Annotated in this window: 32 protein-coding genes; 30 read left to right on the top strand and 2 right to left on the bottom strand. The window is 52.6% G+C overall.

The features are described from left to right. The first annotated feature begins 52 nt into the window (after positions 1-52). The 7 genes from AC0LWE_RS00425 to AC0LWE_RS00455 all read left to right on the top strand — a co-directional run bounded on the left by AC0LWE_RS00425 (position 53) and on the right by AC0LWE_RS00455 (position 2,746). The gene (locus AC0LWE_RS00425) at positions 53-268 is read left to right on the top strand and encodes a class II holin family protein (RefSeq protein ID WP_181827731.1); all 216 of its coding nucleotides are present in this window, start codon (positions 53-55) and stop codon (positions 266-268) included. Further along, complete coding sequence (locus tag AC0LWE_RS00430) at positions 268-804, top strand: lysozyme (protein WP_202666640.1); 537 nt, start codon at positions 268-270, stop codon at positions 802-804. The genes AC0LWE_RS00425 and AC0LWE_RS00430 overlap by 1 nt, the downstream gene beginning before the upstream one ends. Further along, a complete protein-coding gene (locus AC0LWE_RS00435; protein ID WP_279063468.1) occupies positions 801-1,268 on the top strand; it encodes a lysis protein in 468 nt (155 codons plus the stop codon). The genes AC0LWE_RS00430 and AC0LWE_RS00435 overlap by 4 nt, the downstream gene beginning before the upstream one ends. 42 nt (positions 1,269-1,310) lie before the next feature. After that, the gene (locus AC0LWE_RS00440) at positions 1,311-1,535 is read left to right on the top strand and encodes a hypothetical protein (protein ID WP_202666642.1); all 225 of its coding nucleotides are present in this window, start codon (positions 1,311-1,313) and stop codon (positions 1,533-1,535) included. Between the two features lie 225 nt (positions 1,536-1,760). Further along, positions 1,761-1,925 (top strand): YnfU family zinc-binding protein, encoded by a 165-nt coding sequence (locus tag AC0LWE_RS00445; RefSeq protein WP_237729465.1) that lies wholly within the window; start codon positions 1,761-1,763, stop codon positions 1,923-1,925. 172 nt (positions 1,926-2,097) lie between these two features. After that, positions 2,098-2,283 (top strand): hypothetical protein, encoded by a 186-nt coding sequence (locus tag AC0LWE_RS00450; RefSeq protein ID WP_202666643.1) that lies wholly within the window; start codon positions 2,098-2,100, stop codon positions 2,281-2,283. Between the two features lie 208 nt (positions 2,284-2,491). Continuing rightward, a complete protein-coding gene (locus AC0LWE_RS00455) occupies positions 2,492-2,746 on the top strand; it encodes a hypothetical protein (RefSeq protein ID WP_202666644.1) in 255 nt (84 codons plus the stop codon). A 129-nt stretch (positions 2,747-2,875) separates the two neighbouring features. Here the strand turns inward: AC0LWE_RS00455 and AC0LWE_RS00460 are convergent, their stop codons facing one another. Then, positions 2,876-3,277, bottom strand: a complete 402-nt coding sequence (locus tag AC0LWE_RS00460; protein ID WP_202666645.1) for a hypothetical protein — start codon at positions 3,275-3,277, stop codon at positions 2,876-2,878. A 111-nt stretch (positions 3,278-3,388) separates the two neighbouring features. Between AC0LWE_RS00460 and AC0LWE_RS00465 the strand changes: the two genes are divergently transcribed. The 23 genes from AC0LWE_RS00465 to AC0LWE_RS00575 all read left to right on the top strand — a co-directional run bounded on the left by AC0LWE_RS00465 (position 3,389) and on the right by AC0LWE_RS00575 (position 23,897). After that, positions 3,389-4,390, top strand: coding sequence for a terminase small subunit (locus tag AC0LWE_RS00465; RefSeq protein ID WP_202666646.1), 1,002 nt, complete (start codon positions 3,389-3,391; stop codon positions 4,388-4,390). Beyond that, positions 4,368-5,675: a terminase large subunit domain-containing protein gene (locus AC0LWE_RS00470; RefSeq protein ID WP_336994406.1), complete on the top strand. Its 1,308-nt coding sequence runs from the start codon at positions 4,368-4,370 to the stop codon at positions 5,673-5,675. The genes AC0LWE_RS00465 and AC0LWE_RS00470 overlap by 23 nt, the downstream gene beginning before the upstream one ends. Before the next feature lies 1 nt (position 5,676). Next, positions 5,677-7,065, top strand: coding sequence for a DUF4055 domain-containing protein (locus tag AC0LWE_RS00475; RefSeq protein ID WP_336994407.1), 1,389 nt, complete (start codon positions 5,677-5,679; stop codon positions 7,063-7,065). Between the two features lies 1 nt (position 7,066). Further along, complete coding sequence (locus AC0LWE_RS00480) at positions 7,067-8,164, top strand: phage minor head protein (RefSeq protein ID WP_336994408.1); 1,098 nt, start codon at positions 7,067-7,069, stop codon at positions 8,162-8,164. A gap of 80 nt (positions 8,165-8,244) precedes the next feature. After that, entirely contained in the window at positions 8,245-9,015 is a 771-nt protein-coding gene (locus AC0LWE_RS00485) for a hypothetical protein (protein ID WP_336994409.1), read from the top strand. A gap of 12 nt (positions 9,016-9,027) precedes the next feature. Continuing rightward, a complete protein-coding gene (locus tag AC0LWE_RS00490) occupies positions 9,028-9,978 on the top strand; it encodes a major capsid protein (protein WP_202666651.1) in 951 nt (316 codons plus the stop codon). 2 nt (positions 9,979-9,980) lie between these two features. Beyond that, positions 9,981-10,259, top strand: a complete 279-nt coding sequence (locus tag AC0LWE_RS00495; RefSeq protein WP_336994416.1) for an Ig-like domain-containing protein — start codon at positions 9,981-9,983, stop codon at positions 10,257-10,259. Between the two features lie 36 nt (positions 10,260-10,295). Next, positions 10,296-10,778: a DnaT-like ssDNA-binding protein gene (locus AC0LWE_RS00500; protein ID WP_202666652.1), complete on the top strand. Its 483-nt coding sequence runs from the start codon at positions 10,296-10,298 to the stop codon at positions 10,776-10,778. Next, positions 10,778-11,128 carry a hypothetical protein gene (locus AC0LWE_RS00505; RefSeq protein ID WP_202666653.1) on the top strand — a complete coding sequence of 117 codons (351 nt, stop codon included), beginning with the start codon at positions 10,778-10,780 and terminating at the stop codon, positions 11,126-11,128. The genes AC0LWE_RS00500 and AC0LWE_RS00505 overlap by 1 nt, the downstream gene beginning before the upstream one ends. A gap of 1 nt (position 11,129) precedes the next feature. Beyond that, positions 11,130-11,714: a hypothetical protein gene (locus tag AC0LWE_RS00510; RefSeq protein ID WP_474264559.1), complete on the top strand. Its 585-nt coding sequence runs from the start codon at positions 11,130-11,132 to the stop codon at positions 11,712-11,714. Further along, a complete protein-coding gene (locus AC0LWE_RS00515; protein WP_202666655.1) occupies positions 11,711-12,121 on the top strand; it encodes a DUF4128 domain-containing protein in 411 nt (136 codons plus the stop codon). The genes AC0LWE_RS00510 and AC0LWE_RS00515 overlap by 4 nt, the downstream gene beginning before the upstream one ends. Before the next feature lie 70 nt (positions 12,122-12,191). Beyond that, complete coding sequence (locus AC0LWE_RS00520; RefSeq protein WP_202666656.1) at positions 12,192-12,863, top strand: phage tail protein; 672 nt, start codon at positions 12,192-12,194, stop codon at positions 12,861-12,863. A gap of 63 nt (positions 12,864-12,926) precedes the next feature. Further along, positions 12,927-13,238 carry a phage tail assembly chaperone gene (locus tag AC0LWE_RS00525; protein ID WP_202666657.1) on the top strand — a complete coding sequence of 104 codons (312 nt, stop codon included), beginning with the start codon at positions 12,927-12,929 and terminating at the stop codon, positions 13,236-13,238. Between the two features lie 62 nt (positions 13,239-13,300). After that, complete coding sequence (locus tag AC0LWE_RS00530; RefSeq protein ID WP_327063310.1) at positions 13,301-13,549, top strand: DUF1799 domain-containing protein; 249 nt, start codon at positions 13,301-13,303, stop codon at positions 13,547-13,549. After that, positions 13,546-16,599, top strand: a complete 3,054-nt coding sequence (locus tag AC0LWE_RS00535; protein ID WP_474264562.1) for a phage tail tape measure protein — start codon at positions 13,546-13,548, stop codon at positions 16,597-16,599. The genes AC0LWE_RS00530 and AC0LWE_RS00535 overlap by 4 nt, the downstream gene beginning before the upstream one ends. 73 nt (positions 16,600-16,672) lie before the next feature. Further along, positions 16,673-17,005 carry a hypothetical protein gene (locus AC0LWE_RS00540; protein ID WP_474264564.1) on the top strand — a complete coding sequence of 111 codons (333 nt, stop codon included), beginning with the start codon at positions 16,673-16,675 and terminating at the stop codon, positions 17,003-17,005. 41 nt (positions 17,006-17,046) lie between these two features. Next, on the top strand, positions 17,047-17,394 hold the full coding sequence (locus AC0LWE_RS00545; RefSeq protein ID WP_202666660.1) for a phage tail protein: 348 nt from the start codon (positions 17,047-17,049) through the stop codon (positions 17,392-17,394). Beyond that, positions 17,391-18,146 (top strand): phage minor tail protein L, encoded by a 756-nt coding sequence (locus AC0LWE_RS00550; protein WP_202693355.1) that lies wholly within the window; start codon positions 17,391-17,393, stop codon positions 18,144-18,146. Before AC0LWE_RS00545 ends, AC0LWE_RS00550 begins: the two co-directional genes overlap by 4 nt. 2 nt (positions 18,147-18,148) lie before the next feature. Then, entirely contained in the window at positions 18,149-18,877 is a 729-nt protein-coding gene (locus AC0LWE_RS00555; protein ID WP_202666662.1) for a C40 family peptidase, read from the top strand. Next, positions 18,870-19,469 (top strand): tail assembly protein, encoded by a 600-nt coding sequence (locus AC0LWE_RS00560; protein WP_202666663.1) that lies wholly within the window; start codon positions 18,870-18,872, stop codon positions 19,467-19,469. Before AC0LWE_RS00555 ends, AC0LWE_RS00560 begins: the two co-directional genes overlap by 8 nt. A 53-nt stretch (positions 19,470-19,522) precedes the next feature. Then, positions 19,523-22,963: a TipJ family phage tail tip protein gene (locus AC0LWE_RS00565; RefSeq protein ID WP_474264567.1), complete on the top strand. Its 3,441-nt coding sequence runs from the start codon at positions 19,523-19,525 to the stop codon at positions 22,961-22,963. Next, a complete protein-coding gene (locus tag AC0LWE_RS00570; protein WP_279063465.1) occupies positions 22,957-23,259 on the top strand; it encodes a hypothetical protein in 303 nt (100 codons plus the stop codon). Before AC0LWE_RS00565 ends, AC0LWE_RS00570 begins: the two co-directional genes overlap by 7 nt. Further along, positions 23,256-23,897 carry a hypothetical protein gene (locus AC0LWE_RS00575; protein WP_279063464.1) on the top strand — a complete coding sequence of 214 codons (642 nt, stop codon included), beginning with the start codon at positions 23,256-23,258 and terminating at the stop codon, positions 23,895-23,897. The genes AC0LWE_RS00570 and AC0LWE_RS00575 overlap by 4 nt, the downstream gene beginning before the upstream one ends. On the opposite strand, the gene AC0LWE_RS00580 is transcribed toward AC0LWE_RS00575, so the two are convergent. After that, the gene (locus AC0LWE_RS00580) at positions 23,862-24,224 is read right to left on the bottom strand and encodes a hypothetical protein (protein WP_279063463.1); all 363 of its coding nucleotides are present in this window, start codon (positions 24,222-24,224) and stop codon (positions 23,862-23,864) included. The two genes, AC0LWE_RS00575 and AC0LWE_RS00580, sit on opposite strands and share 36 nt — an antisense overlap. Positions 24,225-24,321 lie beyond the last annotated feature (97 nt).

Genomic DNA, 24,321 nt, shown 5'->3' on the forward strand with positions numbered 1-24,321 from the left:
TCTAACCTTTCTATCAAACTTTTGACACCCACTAATTATGTGAGGTGAGAGCATGTATCGAATGGACAAACTAACAACAGGCATTGCCTATGGTGCATCAGCTGGAAACGCCGGATTCTGGATGTTCCAGGTGCTTGATAAGGTCAGTCCATCTCAATGGGCTGCTATAGGCGTGCTTGGGAGTCTCCTCTTCGGCCTGCTTACGTATCTGACAAACCTTTATTTCAAAATCAAAGAAGATCGGCGTAAAGCCGCCAGGGGCGATTAATGGGAAACAGAGCAAAGCTAAGCGCTGCCGTTCTGGGACTAATTCTCGCTGGCGCACCGGCATCTGTCATCCTCGATCAGTTCTTGAATGAGAAAGAAGGTAACAGCACGACGGCGTATATAGATGGCTCCGGGATATGGACGATTTGCCGCGGCGCCACTATGGTTGGCGGCAAACCCGTTGTACAGGGCATGAAGCTGACGCAGTCCAAATGCGACGAGGTGAATTCCATCGAGCGCGACAAGGCGCTTGCATGGGTGGACCGAAATATCACAGTGCCGCTCACCGCACCGCAAAAGGTGGGCATTGCATCTTTCTGCCCGTACAACATCGGGCCCGGTAAATGTTTCCCTTCTACCTTCTATAAGCGGATCAACGCAGGTGACCGTAAAGGGGCATGCGAAGCAATCCGCTGGTGGATTAAAGACGGCGGCAGGGATTGTCGACTGACCAAAGGCCAGAAGAACGGCTGCTATGGTCAGGTTGAGCGTCGTGACCAGGAAAGCGCGCTGGCGTGCTGGGGGTTGGATAAATGAGCCGTCTCACCGCAGTTATCTGCGCGGTTGTCATTTGCGTGCTGGTATCGATGGCGTGGGCGATTAACCACTACCGCGGCAACGCCATCACCTACAAAGATCAGCGCGATAAGGCCATTGAGAAACTCAGCCTGGCTAACGCCACTATCACTGATATGACAACCAGGCAGCGAGATGTTGCTGCGCTGGATGCCAAATACACGAAGGAACTGGCCTATGCAAAAGCTGAAAATGTTGCTCTGCAGCGCAAGCTTGATAATGGTGGTCGGGTGCACGTCAAAGGCAAGTGTCCAGTGCCAACCTCAACCGAAACCGCCAGCACCTCCGGCATGGGCAATGATGCCACCGTCGAACTCTCTGATGTTGCTGGACGAAACGTTCTCGGTATCCGATCCGGAATCCTCAACGACCAAACAGCATTAAGAACGCTGCAGGAATACATCAATACGCAGTGTTTGAAATAGAGCCTCGCAATAGCGGGGTTTTTTACTAACTGAGGATTCCCAATGACCGTACGTGCAAAATTTTTCTGCCAATCAATTCAGAAGGCAGAGGATGACTCGTATCGAACCATCCACATGAGCCCAGTTACTGCTGATACCGAAGAAAACAAGGCGTGGTCAAAGTACACGCCTGGCGGTCAGTTAACGATGCATGTGTCAAACCCGGCAGCTTTCGAACACTTCGAGCAGGGCAAAGAATACTTCATCGATATTCAGCCGGCACAGTAACCATAACAAAGCTCATCTGCTGGTGGGCTTGATAATGACTAAACCTTTACGGAGATAAAGTCCCTGTAAGGGGATTGGACCAGAGCTTCACACGCGCACCATGAAAAGAGTGATAACCCCATGCAAGTCATTAACCCGGTGATTAAGTGCTATGCGGACAGTGATTGCGATTAAAAAGTAATCAATGGTGGTATGATAAGCCTTACTCTTATAAAGGCTAAAATTATGTCATTCTTCGATTATGCACTTAAACGTGTTGAATCTGCGACCAAAACTACAGTGACTTGTCCGATATGCGGCTTTAATTCTAATCATCCGACAACAAAGGTACGGCAGGAACAGGCGTTGCTATGCCCAAAATGTAAATCACTGTTCGTTATTCACAGGTAATTCATCATTTAGTCAGTTTTTTCCTAAGGATAATGGCATTACCAGAAAGAACGGTGTGCTTATATTCATTAAATATCAATTCATTGTGTCATTTTCCATCTGCTCTGGTCAGATGCAAATCACAGCTCGTCTACAATGTTAACTAAGTGCCCATGATTATGGAGTTCGTATTATGACGATTTATCTACGTAGTTCTATTACTGGGAAAGTCCTGACACAGAAAGAATGGCAACACTCATTAAATGAGTGGGATGACGAAGGGGGGGCATCTGATCCGGCTGATGAATTTATTGAGGTCGTAAAAGATGAGGAAGGTAACTGGATTGAGAAAAATTCAGCTCATAATTCCGATGGCTAATGAATTGCCCTCAGAATATGCTGTGATACACCACCTAATCCCAAAAGCCTTTTCCATTTATTGATTGCGCAGCTTAGGCGTAGAAAGTAAACCATTCTAATTCGGTAACAATGCAGAACCATTCGCAGATGACAATTACGAAAAAGTAATCATGGGTAAAGCATGTCTTACCACTACACTCAATGTTACCTATTTCCTGCGGAGCATCATGATGCTTGAGGGAAGGTTGGAGACTATGCACTGCGGAACGCCCTGCTTCGCGGTTTATGGTAAGGAAGAGTACATAAAGAGCCTCATTGATTACATCAGGAGCAGTAAGACATTTTCAGCCGAAATCAGGATTATTGGCGGGTTGGATGTGATAGGGCGAATGAAAATCATAATTACTGGTAAGGTAATTGATGAAGTATCTCTGGTTGATTTTCAGTCAATGCTGTTGAATAGTTTTAAAAGCAGCGATTAACTCTTCTCAAACCGCCTCCGGGCGGTTTTTTATTGCCATTACCATGGGCAGAACCATCGTAATGGCAACACATGCTTTTCCATGTATGCAGTATGTCCGAAGAAGCAACGAGGGATGCAGTTTCATCCGCTACTGCTGAGGGTCACATTTGGCTTTAATATCACCTACAAAGGATCCCACAGCATCTTGCGACGCGTTACTAGAGTTTGTTCGGTTAAGCGTCATAAAAGCTTTAGTGCCATCAGTTGATATTTGCCATGTCTGAATAGTCATTCCCAAGCCTATATTGTACGTTCCTAACATCGAAGTTGGGCTTAAAACTGTATAGGTCATGATGCTATCTGTAACGGATGGGGAGTTTTTATCAATGTTGAGTACAAATACTTTTCCCGAGAAACCGTCTTTTTTGAACTGAAATTGATTGTATTGTTGGGAACCTACGCCAGTTAGATTGCTTACAACCCAGCATCCAGCATCCGCAGATGTGGCGGCTAATGTCAGCACAGCTCCAAATAAACACTTCTTTATCATTATTAACTATTCCTGCTTCAGATTTATATGAATGTAGCCAGCACAGAAATAATACACGCATCTCACGTTTGATAAAGACTCATCCACAGTTGCAGTTATATAGAGAAAACAATGGCAAAACCGGACTGGGGCGTGCTTCAGCAACGGTTCCTGTCCGATCATGCCGAAACCGGCGTATCACCGAAGGAATGGTGTGAAGCGCAGGGACTGAATTATGCGACCGCACGCCGTTATATCAAAAAGCTAACTGCGCAAAGTGCGCAAAATCCTGTGCAGAAGAAACTGCGCACTGCGCAAAAGGAAAAGTGCGCAGATGAGCTGGTAGGTGATGATGGATTAACGGCACAGCAAAGATGCTTTGTTGCGGAGTACTTGAAGGATCACAATGCCACACAGGCAGCTATCCGGGCGGGGTACAGCAAGCGGAATGCTGACAAAATCGGACCTGAGCTACTAGGGAAAACTAGGGTTGCGCAGGCCATTGCGCAGCAGCAGAAAGCCTCCATTGCGCGCACACTTGGCAGTGCCGATGAAGTGCTCGCGCAGATGTGGCAGCTCGCTACCTTCGATGCAAACCAGCTTTCGCAGTATCGCCGCGGGGCGTGTCGTTACTGTTGGGGCTTCGGGCACCATTATCAGTGGCGCGATGTAGTTGAGTTCGATGAAGAGACGGTCAAGACAGAGGGCAGAGAAGGTGCACGACTGCCGGAGGACACTGGCGGCTATGGTTACGACCACAACAAAGAGCCTAACTCCGAATGCCCACGCTGCAACGGCGACGGCATTGGTCAGCCTTACTTCCCTGATACACGCAAACTTCCCGCAGATTCCCGGCTCGCTTACTCCGGTGTGAAGGTTGGCAAGAACGGTGTAGAGATAACTGCCATCAGCCGTGAGCGTATGTTCGAAGCGGTGATGAAGCGGCTTGGCCTGGCGGATAGCGAGTTCGCGCAGCGGCTGCAGCAAATCGAAATCGACCGCCGGCAGCTGGAGGTTGAGAAACTCCGCAAAGAGCTTGCCGGTGACGGGGAAGACGAAGAACCAACACCAGTACAAATCAACATAAACGTAGTGGACGCGAGGGCAGACGATGGGGATCAGCCCGACACTTAACATCCCGCAGGCCCGCTTCCTTGCTATGCCCAACAAGTTCAAAGCTTACGTGGCCGGGTTTGGGTCGGGGAAGACTTGGGTGGGTTGCGGCGGCATCTGTAAGGGAATGTGGGAGTTCCCAAAGATTAACCAGGGCTACTTCGCGCCGACCTACCCGCAGATACGCGACATCTTCTATCCCACTGTTGAGGAGGTGGCCCACGACTGGGGACTGAGCGTCAAAATCAACGAGGGGAACAAAGAGGTTCACTTCTACGAGGGGCGACGCTATCGCGGAACAACGATCTGCCGCTCGATGGAGAAACCCGGTTCAATAGTCGGTTTCAAAATCGGTAATGCGATGGTCGATGAACTGGACGTGATGCCAGCGGCGAAAGCTCAGCAGGCGTGGCGAAAAATCATCGCACGTATGCGTTACAACGTTCCGGGTCTGCGAAACGGTATTGACGTCACGACCACGCCGGAAGGGTTCAAATTCGTCTACCAGCAATTCGTGAAAGCGGTGCGGGATAAGCCTGAACTGACAGCCCTGTACGGACTGATTCAGGCCAGCACGTTCGACAATGCGAAGAACCTCCCTGACGATTACATTCCGTCGTTGCTCAGCTCATACCCGGACGAGCTGATCCAGGCCTATCTGCGCGGCAAGTTCACTAACCTGAACAGCGGAACGATTTACCACACCTTCAACCGTAAACTGAATAACTGCACTGACGAGATTCAGGACAACGATCCACTGTTTATCGGCATGGACTTCAACGTGGGGAAAATGGCTGCGATTGTTCACGTTAAACGCAACAGCTTACCGCGCGCCGTTCGTGAGCTGGTGAAGGTCTACGACACACCGGCGATGATTAAGCGCATACAGGAAGAGTTCTGGCGCTACGAGGGCGGTCGATACGTTAAAAGTCGGGAGATTTACATTTATCCGGATGCCTCCGGCGACTCCCGCAAATCGCAGAACGCCAGCAAGACCGATATCGCCCAGCTTAACGACGCTGGATTCAGCGTTATAGTCGATGATGCCAACCCGCCGGTTAAAGACCGCATTAACTCGATGAACGCCATGTTCTGTAATGCTAACGGTGAGCGGCGATATCTGGTCAACGTCCAGAATTGCCCGGTCTACACCGAAAGCCTCGAGCAGCAGATATGGGCGGCAAACGGCGAACCGGATAAGTCAGCTGATAACGATCACCCCAACGACGCTGGTGGGTACTTCATCGTGAAGGATTACCCGATCGTGAAGCCAGCCTACTCAATCACCATGGACACCACTTTCTGATATGGCAAACGACGACATCACCTGGGTTCGACCAGAACACCGGGCGGCTTCTGCTGCCTGGCGGAAATACCGCGACTTCTGCAAAGGTGCTGAGGCAGTTAAGGAAGCGGGCAATAAATATTTACCGTTCCTCGATCCGACTGATAAATCCTCTCGCAACCGTAAGCGCAACGAGGACTACCTGAGCCGCGCGGTTTTCTACGCCATTACGGGCAATACGAAAATCGGCATGCTGGGCATGGCTTATCGCAAAGACCCGACCTTTACCGGCTCCGACAAGCTCAAATATCTCCTGAGCAATGCCGACGGCGCGGGGACGAGTATTTATCAGCAGTCGCAACTGGTGGCCGAGAACGTTCTGGAAGTTGCACGTGAGGGAGTTTACGTCGATTACGCCGAGGCGACGAAAGAGGCGATCATCCTTCGTTATCCGGCAGAGAACATCACCAACTGGCGAACGAAGCGCATAAATGGGCGTGACCAGCTGGTGCTGGTGGTGCTACGTGAATGCGTAGAGGAGCCGGATGGTTACGCTTACAAGGAGGAGATCCAGTACCGCGAGCTGTCGCTGCAGGAAGGGAAATTCATCTGCCGTGTTTGGCGACGTGCTGGTGGCACTGCAAGCGGAACCTACACCGTAGACAGCGAGTACCATCCAAAGCCTAAGGGGCAGGAATACTGGGATGAAATCCCGTTCACCTTTGTTGGCGCCCAAAACAACGATCCCACTATCGATGATTCACCGCTTGCCGCGCTGGTCGAGATAAACCACGGCCATTATCGAAACAGTGCTGACTATGAAGACAGCGTGTGGTTTTGCGGTCAGGTTCAGCCGTACATGACTGGGCTCGATACCGGCTGGCGCGATCACCTCGAGAAGAAGGGCGTCAAAATTGGCTCCCGGTCACCGCTACTGCTTCCTAAAGAAGGTTCGTTTGGCTATGCACAGGCGCAGCCTAACATGCTGGCGAAAGAGGCAATGGACAGCAAACGCGATTACATGGTGCAGCTGGGAGCCCGACTGATTGAGCAGAACGCCACAGCGAAGACGGCGACGCAGGCGAGCGGGGAGCAATCCTCATCAACATCAGTGCTGGGCATCTGCGTCTCGAACGTCTCTGAAGCTTACACGCTGGCGCTTGGCTGGTGTGCGAAATACCTCGGTCTCAAAGGCGAGTCTCCTGCTTACACCATCAACCAGGAATTCATTGCGAAGGTGGCCGAGTCCGGTATGGTCACGGCGATTGTAAACGCATGGCAGTCTGGCGCGTTGCGCGATACCGATATGATTCGGGCATTGCAGAAACTCGATCTGATTGACCCGGCAGATAATCCTGATGATGTGATCGATGCGCTTCGCAACCAGGCACCCACCATGACAGGAGGCTAGCATGCCAACCGTTAATGAAAGCCTGCGTGATGAGGCGATCGCGCATTCCGTGTGGTTGAGCCGTTACGCCACCGGCGTAGCCAACAGGATGGTTAAACTCCTCAACGAGACAGATGCAGACCTGTCGGCGCGTTTGCTGGATGCGCTGGACAGGCTGTCACCGGAAAGCTTCACCGTTAAACGGCTGGAAAGTCTGCTCGGTAGCGTGCGTGAACTGAATCACCAGGCCGTTTCCGCGATGCAGACCGGACTGCAAAGCGAGCTGGTGGCTCTTGCAAAGAATGAGGCCAGTTACCAGTTGAGCCTGTTCGACTCCCTGTTGCCATCCCAGATTCTTTCTCGTTACCCGCTGCAGGACATTACCGCCGATATGGTCTATGCCGCGGCGATGGCCCAGCCCTTTCAGGGGCGGTTGCTGAGTGAGTGGGCGAGCAATCTTGAGTCGGACAGGCTGGCACGCGTTGTTAACGCCGTGCGGCGTGGTTATCTGGCAGGCGATACGGTGGAAGCGATCGCGCGAAACGTTCGTGGTCACGCAAACAAAGACTACCGCGATGGCGCGCTGCAGATGAGCAGGGCAAATGCTGCCAGCATAGCTAAAACGGCTGTAAATCATCTGGCTGCGACCGCCCGTAACAGCTTTACCAGCGCCAACAGCGATATCGTGAAAGGAAAGCAATGGTTGTCTACGCTGGACAACAATACCAGCCACGATTGCATCGTTCGCGATCTGCTGCGATACACCCTGGACAACAAGCCGGTGGGGCACAAGGTGCCTTATCTGCAGGGACCGGGGAAAATCCACTTTTGCTGCCGTTCTACCGAAACGCTGATCCTCAAATCATGGCGAGAACTCGGCATCGATATTGATGAAATGGACGAGGGCACCCGCGCGAGCATGGACGGGCAGGTTCCGGCGAAAACCACGTATCTGGAGTGGCTCAAGCGTCAGCCGGCACAGCGGCAGGATCAGGTGCTTGGTGTAGAGCGCGGGCGTCTGCTCCGTGCCGGCGAAATCGACCTGAGTGACATGTTCACGGACAAAGGGGAATGGATAACACTGGAACGACTTAAGCAACTTTCAGGTACCGACAACTAACGATCAGCACTTACATCATGCCCTGGCACCCGCCGGGGCTTTTTTATGGGCGAGGCCCGGCAAAATCCCGAGGGGACATTATGTTAATCCGAAATATGCTTCTGAAATTTTACGCTCCAGAAAACGGCGGTGAAGGAGGTGGTGGGGGCGGTGTCGAAATCACGCCGGAAATCCAGAAGCTGATCGACGAACGCGTGACGAGCGAAGTCACCGGTCTTAAAACCAAAAACTCTGAGCTGCTGGGGACCATCAAGCAGCAGAAAGAAAACCTGTCCCGCTTTGATGGTATCGATCCAGACGCCGTGCGCGGCATCCTGCAACGTTTCTCCGACGATGAAGAGGCAAAGCTGATTGCCGCCGGGAAAATTGACGAGGTGCTCGATAAGCGCACCGAGCGCCTGCGCGCTGACGTTGATAAGCAGATCAAAGTAGCAAACGAACGTGCGGATAAAGCCGAAGCGTTCTCCAACAAATTCCGGGATCGCGTACTAGGCGATGCTATCCGCTCAGCTGCCGCTAAAACCGGCGCGCTACCGGAAGCATCTGACGACCTGATCCTACGTGCCAAAGGCACTTTCAAGCTCAACGACGAAGGCGAGGCCGTAGCGGTTGATGCAAATGGCGACGTTCTGTTCGGTAAGGACGGGAAAACCCCGCTTAGCCCGCTTGAGTGGGCCGAGTCTCTCAAGGAGACGGCTCCACATCTGTTTCCTCGCGCGGAAGGCACCGGCGCGGGCGGGCATAAACCGAACGGTGGTGGCAGCCTGAAACGCTCCGAAATGAGCGCCAGCAACAAGGCGGACTACATCCGCAAGCATGGCCAGCAGGCCTTCCTCAAACTTCCGAAATAAGGGATTTACCCGATGACGACTGTTAACACCGATCTGATTATTTATGACGACCTGGCGCAAACCGCATTTCTGGAGCGCCGCCAGGACAATCTGGAGATTTTTAACGCCTCTTCCAACGGGGCTATCCTGCTGGACAACGAACTGATTGACGGAGATTTCCGTAAGCGCGCGTTCTACACGGTTGGTGGCTCCATCGAATCGCGTGATGTGAATTCCACCGACAAAGTAACGGGTAAAAAAATCGGTGCGGCCGAAGCGGTGTCCGTTAAAGCTCCATGGAAATATGGCCCGTATGAAACCACCGAAGAAGCATTCAAACGCCGTGGCCGCTCCGTTGACGAGTTCTCTGAGGTGATTGGCACCGATGTGGCTGATGCAACGCTGGAGGGCTACGTTAAGTACGGTCTGAAGGCACTGACCGCGGCGATCGGCGCAAACGCTGAAATGGTGGTGACCGCTGATATCGAAACGGATGGCAAAAAGACCCTGACGCGCGGTCTGCGTAAATACGGCGATAAGTTTAACCGTGTGGTTCTGTTCGTCATGCACTCCGCCACCTACTTCGACATCGTTGATGAGGCGATCGCCAACAAAATCTATGAAGAAGCAGGCGTGGTGGTATACGGAGGCCAGCCGGGCACCCTCGGTAAACCGGTTCTGGTAACCGACACCATGGACGCCGATGCTATTCTGGGACTGGTGACCGGGGCGGTAACCGTGACCGAATCTCAGGCGCCTGGTTTCCGCTCCTATGACATCAACGATCAGGAAAACCTCGCGATTGGCTATCGCGCCGAAGGCGTTGTGAACGTCGATCTGCTTGGCTACAGCTGGGATACGTCAAAAGGCGATAACCCAGACCTGACCAAAATCGGTACTGCCGGCAACTGGAAGAAGCACTTCACCAGCAACAAATCCACGGCCGGCGTTCTGATCAAGCTGGGAACTGCTGCGGGGGAGTAACGCTGTCAGCGGATAAATCATCCGCGACCGCTGACAGCACCGACGCGGTAACGCTTTCTTTGAAATATACGCTCAACGGTTCCGGCGTTGCAGGCAAGAGTGTGGCCTGGTCATCGACGGGCGGCACGCTCAGCACTGAGAGCTCGCAGACTGGCTCTGCTGGTGGTGCTACGGTAAAACTTACCGCTGGCGAAGCAGGGACCTTTACGGTCACTGGTACGGTTGATGGTGTGGCGAAAACCAGTGATGAAATCACTTTCACCGCACCTGCCGGCGAGTAACGCATGGGGCGAAAGCCCCACATTCGGGATATTTCCATGATTAATACCGATATCACCAGTGATGGCGCCAACAGCTACGCCAGCGAGGAAGACCTGTTATCTTTCGCCGTGCTGCGTGGCATTGAGCTGCCTGAGAAGCTATCTCCATTGCTGATTAAGGCGATGGACTATCTGGAAGGTCTGGAGTGGGTAGGCTCAAAGGCGAAGCCCCGACAACCGCTTGCATGGCCGCGCCTGAACGTGGTGTTGGATGGTCACGATCTTCCACCTGATGAACTACCTCAGGAGGTTATCACCGCACAGTGCATGCTGGCGGTCGAGGCGATAGACGGCGATCTGCTTGCAAGTACACGCGAGGCGGCTGTGAAGACCGAGCGCGTGGAAGGGGCAGTCACCATGACCTACGCGGTCGCAGATGGTGAGGTTTTTACACCGTCCTACCCGGCAGTCATGGCAATTCTTGGCGATCTGGCTGGTGGTCGTGGCTATGCCATCAATTCCTTTGCGGAGCGTACGTAATGGCAATCAATTATCAGCGCATGCAAGCCACTGCCACCCGCATGATCAGGCAGAACGGCATTTCGTATAACGTCATCCGAAAGGGCTCGGTGACGGTGATTGCTGGTATTGAGCACAGGTCTGACGATATTCGTTTCACAACCACGGGCGTAAAAACGGATTATCAGCCAGGCGAGATCGACGGAACGGTAATCGAAAGCGGGGATGTTCGTATCGTGTTTACCGCAGAGCAGGAAATCAAAACCGGAGACCTGATCGACGTGGACGGTATCACCCATCGGGTGGTGAAACCGAATCCTTCGAAGCCGGCAGATGTGGTGCTCTGCTATAAAACGCAATTGAGGGCCTAGTATGAGCGAGAATGCTGCATTCATCGCGGATATCACTGCGTTCGTCAATAAGGCAAAAGCCAACCAGGATGCGGTGGTTCGCGCGGTTGGAATAAGAATCCTCAATCAGCTGGTCATGATGTCTCCCGTCGGAAACCCTGAGCTTTGGGAAATCAATCAAACGGCCGCATCCTATAACCGCGCTGTGTATGAACACAACGAGGCGCAAAGAACAGATCCTGCCAACCTCACGAAAACCGGGCGACTGAAGAAAAAAGCGCGGGTTGTCGATAGGATGGATATCAAAGTGCCGCCAGGCTACACAGGTGGGCGGTTTCGCGGCAACTGGCAGGTGTCGTTTGATGCACCCACGATCGAGGAAAACGGGCGGATTGATAAGACAGGCGATCTCACCAAAGCCGCAGGGAACTACACGCTTTCACTGTTCAAAGTGGGGATGAGTTCAATCTACTTCTGCAACAACGTACCTTACGCCTATCCACTTGAAATGGGGCACTCCACTCAGGCGCCGGGCGGGATGGTGCGCATCACGGCAGCAGAATTTCAGCGTTTCTTTGACGAAGCGATCAGGGAGGTGGTGAAGTGATCCCAGATATTGCTGCGGCTTTGGCCGTGAGGCTTGGTGCCTGGGCCGATGCTGAGAGCATCGCAGTTGCCTGGGAAAATGTACCCTTCACACCGCCTGCCGATGCGATTTACCTCGCGGTACACGACATGCCCGCCACACCTCGCACGCTTGATCTCGGTCTGCGCTGTCGAGTTTATTCTGGTGTGTATCAGATCAACGTTGTGGCTCCCATTGGCACTGGCCGCTCAGCTGCTGTGGCGCTGGCGGGCCGGGTGGCTGAGCTTTTCCCTGAAGGGCTGGAAGTTGAAGGTAATGGTTTCATCAGTTCGATCAGTGGCGCGCCGGGTATCTTCCGGGGCATTTCGACGGACGTCTCTTACACCGTTCCTGTCAGCCTGAACTACCGGGCAGATATCGTCAGCTAATTCTGCTTCTCACCTTTTCAAAACAGACCGGCCACGCGCCGGTTTTCTTTTCTTCGAAGGAGTAACCACTATGGGCTTTGCACTGCCTAACGGCGCTCACGTCTATCTGGCGTCGGGCTATGGCCCGGCAATTGCTTTCACCGGCGCGACCAACGCCGAAAACGTGGTGATCACCGTCAGCTCCGCGGAGGAGCTGGATGTAGGTGATATTGTCCATGTGAACTGCAGCTGGTCCGGAATTGATAACGTCATTGCGAAAATCGACGCTATTGCTGAAAGCGCGGTCACGCTGCGAAATATCAATACTATTAACAAGAACAAATATGCTGCTGGTGGTGGTACTGGTTCTGTCCGCAAGGTTCTCGAGTGGACCGAGTTGCCGCAGATTACAGAGGTTTCGAAATCCGGCGGCGATCAGAACACCACACAAATCCAGTTCCTGAGCGACGATCGCCAGCGCAACCTCAACACCTACAAATCTGCTGTTTCGCAGACCTACTCGATCGCCCACGATTCCACGCTTCCGGTTTACCCGCTGCTGCGCCAGTTGGATGAGGATGAAGATACGGTCGCGGCTTATATGTACGTTCCAAAGGCTAAAGAAAACCGTTACTGGGCGGCCACGGCATCCTTTGACGACACGCCAACCACAGCGGTCAATGAGGTGGAGACGGTGAGTGTGGTTCTGAACCTGCAGTCTCCGGCCATGACGTTCTACAAAGTGACCAATGCCACGGCGTAAGCCGGGATCAGGAACCAACCACATGCCTCCTGTCCGGAGGCTTTTTTACGTTAAGAGGCATCGATGGCAACGAAGTTTACTCTCCAGCCTAAACCTACTTTCAAAGCAAACGTCACGATCCCGCGCGCCGGTGATGAAGACGGCGTACTGACCTTCACTTTCAACCACAAGCCGCTTAAAGAGCTGGCCGATCTGGAGAAGCTGGAAGGCAAATCAGCCACGGATTTCCTGATGGAAATCATTGCGGGCTGGGCGCTACCCGATGCGTTCAACGCCGACAACCTGGCTGTGCTTCTGGAAAATTACCCGGCAGCCATGAAAGCCATTCCGGAGACTTACTATCGCGAACTGCTGGGCCAGCGCGAAAAAAACTGATAGCGGTTGCCTCGGCGTTCTATACGCCTGAACCCACGGCATCCGACCTTGCTCCCTACGGGCTGAGTCCTGACGATTACGATGATGAGATCGTGGATGTATGGCCCGACGTTTGGCCTTCGTTTGTCGTGTTCCAGGCCGTCAGTACTCAATGGCGTACGGGAATGGGCGGCGCGTCCGGGCTGGACTACAACGTACTGCCATGGGTGATGCGTTTGCATAACGTGAGCGACGAAGTAACCGCGCTTTCAGATATCCGGGTAATGGAGCGCGCAGCGCTGAAAATCATGCATAAAGAGAGGGTGGAATGAGTAACGATATCGCCACCATTTCGCTGCGCGTCAACACCAGCGAACTGGAGCGCGGCAATCGGGAGCTGGAACGCTTTCAGGATACTGCGGCAACCGCCGCCGATAAAGCGGATGACCTGAACAGTACGTTCCGCACCGGTGTCGATAATCAAAAGAAAAATAGCGAGAGCCTGAAGCAACAGCGCCAGGAATTGCAGAACTTGCTGAACAAAATCAGCCCGGTGAATAAGGCGTTGGATGAGCTGGACTCAATTCAGGAAAGCCTGGCGAAGTTTCGCGGTAAAGGGCTGGTGGATGATGAAGATTTCACTCGTTACAACAGCGTGCTGGAGACGACCCGGGCGAAACTGGCGCAGGTCATGGAGGCCGAGACGGCAGAAGGGCGGGCTCGCATCGAGCAGGCTCAGGCGGCGCAGCGGGCAGCCGCATCAGGGAAAACATTCATCGCCTCACTGGAGGATCAGACAGCTGCAATCGGAAAAACTCGCGCCGAAATCCTTGAGCTAAAAGCCGCACAGTTGGGAGTGACGCAGCAGGCCGCTCCGATGATCGCCAAACTGAAGGAACAAGAAAACGTCTGGAAGAACGGCGCGATCAGTGCGGGGCAGTATCGTAATGCGATGCGTTACCTGCCAATGCAAATGACCGACATCGTTACCTCACTTGCATCTGGTATGCCGATATACATGGTTGCGATCCAGCAGGGCGGTCAACTGCGCGATACGTTCGGCGGAGTGGGTAATGCGCTGAAAGCCATTCTTTCGCTAGTAACGCCGGCGAAGCTGGCTTTAGGGGGAATGATTGGTGTTGCTGGCCTGCTGGTCGCTGCCTGGTATAAAGGTTCACAAGAGGCATCCGAATATAACAAACAGCTGATACTGACCGGCAATTATGCGGGAAAAACTGCCGCACAGCTGTCTGCACTGGCAAAGTCTCTATCTCGTGGCGGGATCAACCAATACGCGGCTTCTTCTGTTCTGGCTCAGGTGGTGGGTTCTGGAAAGTTTGATGCAAGCAAGCTTGAGACAGTGAGCCGCGCGGCAGTTGCGATGGAGCAGGCCACCGGACAAGCGGTGGATAAAACCATCGCTAACTTCCAGAAGCTGTTCTCCGAGCCAACCAAAGCATCACAAGAGCTGAACAACCAACTGCATTACCTGACAGCAGCGCAGTTTGAATACATTTCTTCGCTGGAACGCCGTGGCGATAAAGAGACAGCAGGGCAAGTAGCCGCTGATGCTTTCAGCCAGGCAGAACAACGCAGAAGCCAGCAGATCCTCGCTAATCTCGGTCTGGTTGAGAGAGCTGCTCTTTCTGCCCGCAATGCTTTCAAAGGGATGTGGGACGAGTTGCTCAACATCGGGCGTCCGAACGCACCACAAGACATGCTGGCGAATATGCAAGCTGAACTGGCGGAGCGTGAAAGCAAGGTATTACCTGAACGCCAGAGGATGGGTTACGGCTACAACTACGACACCAGCTCGCAGGACCGCGATTACGATAATCGGCGTAAAGCCCAGTTGGCAGCCATTGCATCGTTGAAAGCCCAGATTAACCCCATGCTTGGGGCCATCACTCTTCAGGAAGACCTGAATGTTGTTGCCTCTACAGGCAATAAGATTAACGAAGAAGCGATAACTGCCCAACAGATCATGAATCGCTATCTTGATGCCGGGACTGAAGCTACGGAGAAGCGCCGTCAGGCTCAGGACGAACTAAATAAAGCGATTGCAGATAATGCCAGGGCTGCCAAAAACGGCACGGCGACACTTTGGACGGCTGAGGACATTGCCAAGGCGCGAGCCGGGATCGAGAAGCTTTATAGAGACCCCAAAACGCCAAAAGCGAAAGGGGAAACAGTCTCGTCCGGTCTGCGAGCTGAGGATTCTGCTCAATCTGAATTGCTGGCGCTTCAGGCGCAGCTGTACGCCCTGCAAAAGCACAGTGACCTGAACGAAACCATAAGCCAGCAGCGCAAAAGCTTATGGACTACTGAAGCAAGGTTCCAGGTACTGGAGGAGGCTTCGCGCTCGCGCGTTTTGACGAAGCAGGAGCAATCCCTTCTGGCGAGCAAAGACCAGGTGCTGCAACTGGCGAGGCAGAAAGCGCTTTTAGGTGATCAGATCACCGCCCAGGAGCAGTTGAACAAGCGGATGGATACGGCACAGAAGTACGCCACGCAGATGTCCGAGAAGCAGGCCGCATTAACAGGCGAGGCCGGGATGAGCGACCGACAGGCGCAGCGGGAACTGGCTAAAAGTCAGCTTGCCGCCGGCTGGCAGAATTCAGGTGGTTCTCTGGCGGATGAGGGCTACCTGAAACAGATTAAGGCTGCGACCGACTATTACGATGCAGAAGACCAGATGCGTGGTGACTGGCTGACCGGCGCGAAAAAGGGCTGGAGCGAGTTTGAAGACAGCGCAACCAATGTTTATGGTCAGATGCAAAACATTTCCCAGTCTGCATTTACGGGGATGGCTTCAACGCTCACGGACTTTTTCACCACAGGCAAAGCTAGCTTTAGCGACTTCCTGACAACGTTCCTTAAGGGCATTGCGCAAATGCTGGTCCAGTTGGCTATGGTCAACAGTATGAAATCAGCGTTTGGAGGGACGGCTGTTGGGGCCTTTTTCGGTTTTTCTCAGGGTGGGCTGGTCCCGGCATTCGACAGCGGGGGCTATACCGGCGATGGTGGAAAATATCAGCCGAAAGGTGTCGTGCATGGCGGCGAGTTTGTCTTTACCAAAGAAGCGACCAGCGCGATTGGTGTCGGCAATCTTTACGCGATGATGCGCGGCGCTCAGGGTTACGCTGATGGCGGTTATGTTGGTAATGCGCCTATGTATGGACTGCAATCCGCTGGCGCTGGTGGTATCACGGTTCAAACCTCAGTTGTCGTGCAGAACCAGAACTCACAGCAGAAAACTTCGGGTAATGACGAAGCGATTTCCCGGGCATACAAACAGACCATTGATCAGTCTGTCCGGTCAGGTATTGCCAAGCAACTTCAACCAGGCGGATTGATCTGGAATGCTACAAGATCACGATAATCCGTTTCGATGGGTTCTGTCATTTCCTGAACCCTGATATTCTTTTGGCTTACTAATAGTAGGGGATAGGGATATGCGAAAATTACTGCTTTTAAGCTTTACCATGATTTCTTTTTCAGCGCTGGCAGGGGCGAATCAAATTCAGGTACCTACTGATTCGAATGCAACTTATACGTTGTTGGAAAAAGGTTCTCAGGGATCACTTCGAACCATTACGACAAAAAGAGAAGGTCCATCAGGTGTTTCGTTTTCACAGCGAATTTATGACTGTGATTTAAGCGAAGTAAAGTATCTCGGCTCTGGTGATACCTTGGAAGAAATGAAGAATTCGCAGCCTGATCCAAATATGGCACCAATAGTAAGCGAGTCGATAGCTTATTATTTAGGCAAAGAAGCCTGCAAGTAACCTGACCCGCTCCGGCGGGTTTTTTTATGCCCGGAGGATATGTGGCGATCCAAACATTCACTTGGCGAACCCAGATTCAGGCAGGCATGGAGGGCGAGTTTAGTTACTTCACTCGTGCCGCATCTTTCGGTGACGGCTACGAGCAGATTGCAGGTGAGGGTATCAATCCCGAAAAGCAGTCCTGGCCAATAACACTCACAGGTAAAAAAGCAGAGATGCTAGCCGCCCTGAATTTCTGCCGTTCGCACATCACAAAATCGTTTATATGGACATCACCAATTGGCGAGGTGGGACTTTACCGCGTTGAGGCTGATTCAGTGAAAGCGCAACCCCTCTCGAGCAAAGTAATAACCATAACCGCTACTTTCAAGCAGGCATATGCACCATGATCACAGAAGATTACCAGCGACTCGAACCGGGCAATAAAATTCGCCTCATTGAGGTTGATGGCTCCACATTTGGTGTCGATGACGTACTGCGTTTTCATGCGTACAACTTGCCCCATACAACTGATGAAATTGCCGCTGCTGGTGGGGATGAAACGAAACTTGTAGCAAAGAGTATCTGGTGGCAGGGAAAAGAATATGCCGCATGGCCATACCAGCTCGAAGGGCTTGAGGCATCAACCGACGGCAGCAACGCACAGCCGACCCTGACGGTGGCAAACATCGACAGCTCGATCACTGCGCTCTGTCTGGTCTACGACGACATGCTCCAGGCGAAGGTTACTATTCACGATACTTTTGCCCATTATCTGGATGCTAGAAACTTTCCTGAAGGAAACGCTACGGCTGATCCGCTGCAGGTCAGAAAACGGGTGTTCTACATTGATGGAAAGAACAACGAACTGGCGGGGGAAAGCGTCGAGTTTATTCTCACTAGCCCGATGGATCTTCAGGGATTAATGATACCGACGCGTCAACTCCACTCGCTATGTACCTGGTGTATTCGCAACAAGTATCGCTCGGGTGACGGGTGCGATTACGCCGGCGCCAGTTACTTCGACCTGAACAATAATCCGGTAGACGATCCGTCGCTAGATGCCTGCAATGGCACACTGACCGCATGCAGAATGAGGTTTGGTGAGAATGAAGAATTACCCTTTGGTGGCTTTCCGGGGACTTCCCTAATCAGGAGTTGAACATGCGTCAGAAAACGATAAACGCCGTCATGGCTCATGCTGCTGCAGAGTATCCGCGTGAGAGCTGCGGAGTGGTTGCTCAGAAAAGCCGGGTGGAACGCTATTTTCCTTGCCGCAACCTGGCGTCAGAACCGACAGAGCAGTTTCTTCTTTCGCCCGAGGATTACGCCGCAGCTGAAGATTGGGGAACGGTGATTGCCATAGTTCATAGCCATCCTGACGCGACGACTCAACCAAGCGAGCTGGATAAAGCGCAGTGTGATGCAACTCTGGTGCCGTGGCATATCGTCAGCTGGCCTGAGGGTGATTTACGTACCATCCAGCCGCGCGGTGAACTCCCGCTGCTGCAGCGCCCCTTTGTGCTCGGCCATTTCGACTGTTGGGGGCTTGTGATGAGCTATTTTCGTCAAACCCATGGCATTAAGTTGACCGACTATCGTGTGGATTATCCGTGGTGGGAGGACCGCTATTCGGACAACTTCTACCAGGAATGCTGGTATGAATGCGGTTTCCGCGAATTTGACGGTCCACCGCAAGCTGGTGACATGGTTATCATGCAGGTGCAGGCTGATAAGTGGAACCATGCGGGCATCCTACTGGAAGGGAATATGCTGCTTCATCATCTTTACGGCCACCTCAGTCAGCGTGTGCCTTACGGCGGGTACTGGCGGGAACGAACAATGAAAACCCTCAGATACAAAGATTTATCAGGGCGGGGTGACGATGACTGAACCATTACGGAAGGTTCGCCTTTATGGGGTGCTTGGCGCGACTTTTGGTCGTGAATACAAGCTCTCAGTTGCATCACCAAAAGAAGCTATCCGAGCGCTCTGTGTGATTGTTCCCGGTTTCGAACGTTTCCTGAATACCAGTAAACAACGCGGTCTAACCTACGCCGTTTTCAGTGGGAAGCGCAATCTTATCTCTGATGAGCTCGATATGGATAAAGGCTGTGAAGATATTCGTATCGCGCCTGTTGTCATCGGCAGTAAGAAAGCGGGCGCGTTCCAGACCATTCTCGGTGCGGTACTGGTCGTCGTCGGTGTCGCGATTGGCTACTTCTCTGGCGGCACGCTATCAGCGGCAGGTTACGGCGTAGCGAAGTTCGGTGCTGCAATGATGATCGGCGGCGTTGTACAAATGATGTCGCCGCAGACGGCGGGCCTCGCCAGTAAGCAGTCAGCAGATAATCAGGCCAGTTACGCATTTGGCGGTGTGACCAACACCACTGCACAAGGCAATCCGGTCCCACTGCTCTACGGCAAACGTCGCATCGGCGGTGCGATCGTTTCCGCTGGAATTTACGTCGAAGACCAGCAATAACCCCAATTAATTATTTCAGGCCACCTTCGGGTGGCTTTTTTTATGGGCGTGATATGGAAAAAGTTAATCCGATAAAAGGCCGCAAGGGAGGTAGCTCGAGCTCACGAACTCCGACAGAACAACCGGACGATCTGCAGTCTGTGGCAAAGGCGAAAATCCTCATCGCGCTTGGAGAGGGAGAGTTCGCTGGCCACCTCACTGGAAAGGATATTTATCTGGATGGTACCGCGCTCGAGAACGCAGACGGTTCGCAGAATTTCAGCGGCGTAACGTGGGAGTTCCGACCGGGAACGCAGGCTCAGAAATACATCCAGGGTATTCCCGGAACCGAAAATGAAATCAGTGTGGGCAATGAGGTCTCAAGTGAAACTGCCTGGACGCGCACTTTCACCAACACACAGCTATCAGCCGTCCGGCTGCGCCTGAAGTGGCCCTCTCTTTTTAAGCAAGAGAATGACGGTGATCTGGTCGGTTACTCGGTGAACTATGCAATTGACCTGCAGACGAACGGCGGTACATGGCAGACCGTGCTCAACACCAGCGTGACCGGGAAAACGACCTCCGGTTACGAGCGCAGCCACCGTATCGATTTACCGCAGGCGGGCAGCACCTGGACGCTTCGTCTGCGCAAGATAACCGCTGACGCAAATAGCGCGAAAATCGGCGATGTAATGACGCTGCAAAGCTTTACTGAGGTGATTGACGCCAAACTGCGTTACCCGAATACGGCGTTGCTCTATATCGAGTTTGACTCAAGCCAGTTCAACGGCTCCATCCCTCAGATTTCCTGCGAGCCTCGCGGACGCGTAATCCGTGTTCCCGATACCTACGATCCCGATACTCGAACCTACAGCGGTACCTGGACGGGCACGTTTAAGTGGGCGTGGACGGATAATCCTGCATGGATTTTTTACGATCTGGTGGTCACTGACCGCTTCGGCTTAGGCAATCGTCTCACTGCAGCCAATATCGACAAATGGTCGCTTTACCAGGTTGCACAGTACTGCGATCAGCAGGTACCAGACGGCAAGGGCGGGAATGGTACCGAGCCGCGATATACCTGCAACGTCTACATTCAGGACAGAAACGACGCCTACACCGTGCTGCGAGACTTCGCGGCTATATTCCGCGGCATGACCTATTGGGGTGATGATCAGATTGTCTGCCTCGCGGACATGCCGCGGGATGTCGACTTCAGTTACACCCACGCCAATGTTGTCGAAGGTAAATTCACCTACTCCAGTAGCACGACCAAGAGCAGGTACACAAACGCGCTGGTCTCATGGTCCGATCCAGATAATGCCTTCGCTGATGCTATGGAGCCGGTTTTTGAACAGGCATTGGTGGCGCGCTATGGCTTCAACCAGCTCGAACTGACGGCCATTGGTTGCACCAGACAATCGGAGGCGAACCGAAAAGGGCGCTGGGGCATTCTCACAAATAACAAAGACCGTGTGGTGACCTTTAATGTCGGGTTGGACGGCAATATTCCACAACCAGGATATGTCATCGCTGTGGCAGACAGGAACCTTTCCGGGCGTGATCTGGGCGGAAGAGTCGCCAGTGCAAATGGCCGGGTTATCACTCTTGATCGTGGTCCTGGTGCCGCGGCAGGAGACAGGCTAATCGTTAACCTGCCTTCCGGTGTTTCTCAGTCACGCACTATCCAGGCGATTTCTGATAAAGCGGTCACTGTCACCACGTCGTATAGCGAAACACCAAACGCTGAAGCTGTCTGGTTGTTAGAGAGTGATGAACTTTACTCGCAGCAATACCGTGTAGTTAGCGTGACGGACAATGATGATGGGACATTTACCATCGCCGGAGCTAATCACGATCCAGATAAATACGCCCGCATTGATACAGGGGCGATCATCGACCAGCGCCCGATAAGTGTTATTCCTCCCGGCAATCAGGCGCCGCCAGCAAACATCGTGATCAACTCCTTCTCGATGGTTCAGCAGAATATCAGCGTTGAAACAATGCGCGTCAGTTGGGACCAGGCGCAGAATGCTATCGCCTATGAAGCGCAGTGGCGCCGCAACGACGGGAACTGGGTGAATGTGCCGCGCAGCTCCACCACGTCTTTTGACGTGCCGGGTATTTATGCTGGACGCTATCTTGTGCGTGTGCGCGCCATCAATGCCGCAGAAATTTCATCCGGCTGGAACTATTCAGAAGAGAAAACGCTGACGGGTAAAGTAGGCAATCCACCGAAGCCAGTTGGCTTTATCGCTTCTGAAAACGTAGTGTTTGGAATCGAGTTGAACTGGGGGTTCCCGGCGAACACCGACGATACGTTGAAGACGGAAATCCAGTACAGCCTGACCGGGGCCGAAGATGATGCGATGCTGCTGGCCGATGTGCCTTACCCGCAGCGCAAATATCAGCAGATGGGCCTCAAGGCGGGACAGATTTTCTGGTATCGCGCGCAGTTGGTGGACCGAACAGGAAACGAGTCCGGTTACACCGGCTGGGTGCGGGGGCAGGCCAGCATAGATGTTTCTGACATCACTGATGTAATACTGGAGGATATCAAAGAATCGGACACGTTTAAGGGCCTGATAGAGAGCGCCGTAGACGGCAACGAAAAAATTGCTGGCATGGCCGACGACATCAAACAAAACGCCGACGAGCTTGCACAGCAGGCTCTGGCCATTCAGGAGAATACTGACGGGCTGGCGCAGGCCGCTGTGAAAATCGATGAGATATCTGTATCGATGGACGGTATGACAGGCGGAGTCAAAAACTCCTCCATTGCCGTTATTCAGAATAGCCTGGCACAGGTTACAACCCGTCGCTCTCAGACTGCGACAAACGCCGGGAATAGCGCCAGCATTGACCGCATCGACACCACCATTGCTGATACCAGTGAGGCGGTATCCCGTGCGCTGGTCACGCTCGATGCGTCTGCAGGTGGCAATGTATCCAACTCAACGGACCTCACTGAAACCTTAGCGAACTTTACCCAGGCCTCGGCCATAAAGATTAATTCTTTGACGGTGACAGTGAACGGCCAGACGGCGGCGATTAACCAGACGTCGCAGGCGGTTGCTGATGTGAACGGTAACCTCAGCGCGATGTACAACATCAAGGTAGCGGTGGACGCTAACGGTCGACAGTATGCCGCCGGAATGGGGATCGGCGTCGAAAATACGCCTTCAGGAATGCAGTCTCAGGTGCTGTTCCTGGCCGATCGGTTTGCAGTGATGGCGCAGGCCGGGGGAACGGTGACGCTTCCGTTCGTCATACAGAATGGACAAACGATCATCAGGGATACTGTTATCGGTGATGGGACCATTTCTAATGCCAAAATCGGCAACTATATCCAGTCGAATAACTATGTGGCTGGTTCTGCAGGCTGGAAGCTTGATAAAGGTGGAACATTCGAAATTAACGGCGTGGCCGGGGGCGGGAGGATGCTGATATCCAGCACTCTCCTTCGCATCTACGACAGCAACAACGTGCTGCGCGTCAGAATGGGGTTATGGTAATGCCACAGGGTTTGCAATGCTGGGATAGTGCAGGGCGGGTTGCAGTGGATTTAAGCGATTACGCGATCCGTTACATGGGCAGCGCAACGGTTTCGCTTGCTTCAGGAGAGACGTCAAAAAATATCGCTTTTTCTGGCGCAACGCAGGACGGGACGTTTGTCACAATCGTTTCAACTGGCGTGACTGTAAACGAGTATTTTTGCCGCGCTTATAATGGCGGCTTTACTCTCTACTATCTCCCCACGGGTGGAAGTGCCGCAATCACTGTCAGTGTTGAGGTTTATAACTTTCAATGAGCGGATTCGAAGTTTACAACAGCGCCGGGAAACTGCTGGTGGACTCACAAAACAGATCGACCCTGTTTTACGATCAGCGCGCATTGGGGGCCGTCACCGATAAAGGCGCCTACCGTGTTAACAGCCCGTTTGGTGATGGCAGCACACTCGGCTTTACTCAGCAGTCATTCTGGAATGACGGTCGTTTAAGATGGCTGCAGCTGGGCACGAACAAATACGGTTTTCCTGGTGCTGATATGCTGGAAGATAATGCTGGTAGCATGATCCGAACTGCGCGAAATATTGGCTTGCAGAGTGGTTATCTCGATGTGTTTAACAGTGCTGGCAGCCTCATCTGGAGCGCTGCATCAGCCTCTAAGATGCCGAGAGTAGTTGGTTTCTTTGACGTACCAGCGAACTATGACCTGCAGAACAATACCTTTTCAGTCAGTTTAAGCTTCAACCCCTGGATTCTGGTAAACAACTGCCCGGGAAACCTCAGCGATGATGGTACGGTTGTCGGGTATTCAGGTGTGGTGCTCAAATGGACTGGCTCTCAACTGCAGGGCAGATACATTTCAAATAATCAGCGCAACTGGAGCCAGACGTTTCAGGGGCGGGGTCTAAGAATCCCCATCGCTCAGTTTGTTGGAATTTGACACGGGAGGAACGCGCGGGTAATGAGTCGCGATCATATCTTGCTTCACGCCATTTGCTGGATTAAAACGATAAACAACATCCAGCTTATCCGTTTTTTTATAACAAATATTACTCAACCGTTTATTAATATGGCGGCTGAATATTCCGTTGCTACTGTCTGAAATAACTTCCACCTCTCTGGTGGTACAGTCGATATTTACGTGAATATCACCACCCAGCGATAAACGGGCGGCATCTACCGGGTAATCCATCTGGAATGAGTTATCTGTGTGTTTATTCGTACATCCAGCCAACAACAAAAGCGCTGCAGCAAATAAAAGTTTCATTTCAACATTCCTAGTTATGCGGGAACTTCCATTTTATTTGAGTTTAAAAAATAGTCAGATTGATATGAGCGATCAATTTTACATGATTGATCGCTTG

The organism is Lelliottia sp. RD5, assembly GCF_056032945.1.

Coding starts and splice junctions, on each gene's coding strand:
- AC0LWE_RS00425 (WP_181827731.1), top strand. CDS start 53: ATGTATCGAATGGACAAACTAACAACAGGCATTGCCTATGGTGCATCA.
- AC0LWE_RS00430 (WP_202666640.1), top strand. CDS start 268: ATGGGAAACAGAGCAAAGCTAAGCGCTGCCGTTCTGGGACTAATTCTC.
- AC0LWE_RS00435 (WP_279063468.1), top strand. CDS start 801: ATGAGCCGTCTCACCGCAGTTATCTGCGCGGTTGTCATTTGCGTGCTG.
- AC0LWE_RS00440 (WP_202666642.1), top strand. CDS start 1,311: ATGACCGTACGTGCAAAATTTTTCTGCCAATCAATTCAGAAGGCAGAG.
- AC0LWE_RS00445 (WP_237729465.1), top strand. CDS start 1,761: ATGTCATTCTTCGATTATGCACTTAAACGTGTTGAATCTGCGACCAAA.
- AC0LWE_RS00450 (WP_202666643.1), top strand. CDS start 2,098: ATGACGATTTATCTACGTAGTTCTATTACTGGGAAAGTCCTGACACAG.
- AC0LWE_RS00455 (WP_202666644.1), top strand. CDS start 2,492: ATGATGCTTGAGGGAAGGTTGGAGACTATGCACTGCGGAACGCCCTGC.
- AC0LWE_RS00460 (WP_202666645.1), bottom strand. CDS start 3,277: ATGATAAAGAAGTGTTTATTTGGAGCTGTGCTGACATTAGCCGCCACA.
- AC0LWE_RS00465 (WP_202666646.1), top strand. CDS start 3,389: ATGGCAAAACCGGACTGGGGCGTGCTTCAGCAACGGTTCCTGTCCGAT.
- AC0LWE_RS00470 (WP_336994406.1), top strand. CDS start 4,368: ATGGGGATCAGCCCGACACTTAACATCCCGCAGGCCCGCTTCCTTGCT.
- AC0LWE_RS00475 (WP_336994407.1), top strand. CDS start 5,677: ATGGCAAACGACGACATCACCTGGGTTCGACCAGAACACCGGGCGGCT.
- AC0LWE_RS00480 (WP_336994408.1), top strand. CDS start 7,067: ATGCCAACCGTTAATGAAAGCCTGCGTGATGAGGCGATCGCGCATTCC.
- AC0LWE_RS00485 (WP_336994409.1), top strand. CDS start 8,245: ATGTTAATCCGAAATATGCTTCTGAAATTTTACGCTCCAGAAAACGGC.
- AC0LWE_RS00490 (WP_202666651.1), top strand. CDS start 9,028: ATGACGACTGTTAACACCGATCTGATTATTTATGACGACCTGGCGCAA.
- AC0LWE_RS00500 (WP_202666652.1), top strand. CDS start 10,296: ATGATTAATACCGATATCACCAGTGATGGCGCCAACAGCTACGCCAGC.
- AC0LWE_RS00505 (WP_202666653.1), top strand. CDS start 10,778: ATGGCAATCAATTATCAGCGCATGCAAGCCACTGCCACCCGCATGATC.
- AC0LWE_RS00510 (WP_474264559.1), top strand. CDS start 11,130: ATGAGCGAGAATGCTGCATTCATCGCGGATATCACTGCGTTCGTCAAT.
- AC0LWE_RS00520 (WP_202666656.1), top strand. CDS start 12,192: ATGGGCTTTGCACTGCCTAACGGCGCTCACGTCTATCTGGCGTCGGGC.
- AC0LWE_RS00525 (WP_202666657.1), top strand. CDS start 12,927: ATGGCAACGAAGTTTACTCTCCAGCCTAAACCTACTTTCAAAGCAAAC.
- AC0LWE_RS00535 (WP_474264562.1), top strand. CDS start 13,546: ATGAGTAACGATATCGCCACCATTTCGCTGCGCGTCAACACCAGCGAA.
- AC0LWE_RS00540 (WP_474264564.1), top strand. CDS start 16,673: ATGCGAAAATTACTGCTTTTAAGCTTTACCATGATTTCTTTTTCAGCG.
- AC0LWE_RS00550 (WP_202693355.1), top strand. CDS start 17,391: ATGATCACAGAAGATTACCAGCGACTCGAACCGGGCAATAAAATTCGC.
- AC0LWE_RS00555 (WP_202666662.1), top strand. CDS start 18,149: ATGCGTCAGAAAACGATAAACGCCGTCATGGCTCATGCTGCTGCAGAG.
- AC0LWE_RS00560 (WP_202666663.1), top strand. CDS start 18,870: ATGACTGAACCATTACGGAAGGTTCGCCTTTATGGGGTGCTTGGCGCG.
- AC0LWE_RS00565 (WP_474264567.1), top strand. CDS start 19,523: ATGGAAAAAGTTAATCCGATAAAAGGCCGCAAGGGAGGTAGCTCGAGC.
- AC0LWE_RS00570 (WP_279063465.1), top strand. CDS start 22,957: ATGGTAATGCCACAGGGTTTGCAATGCTGGGATAGTGCAGGGCGGGTT.
- AC0LWE_RS00575 (WP_279063464.1), top strand. CDS start 23,256: ATGAGCGGATTCGAAGTTTACAACAGCGCCGGGAAACTGCTGGTGGAC.
- AC0LWE_RS00580 (WP_279063463.1), bottom strand. CDS start 24,224: ATGAAACTTTTATTTGCTGCAGCGCTTTTGTTGTTGGCTGGATGTACG.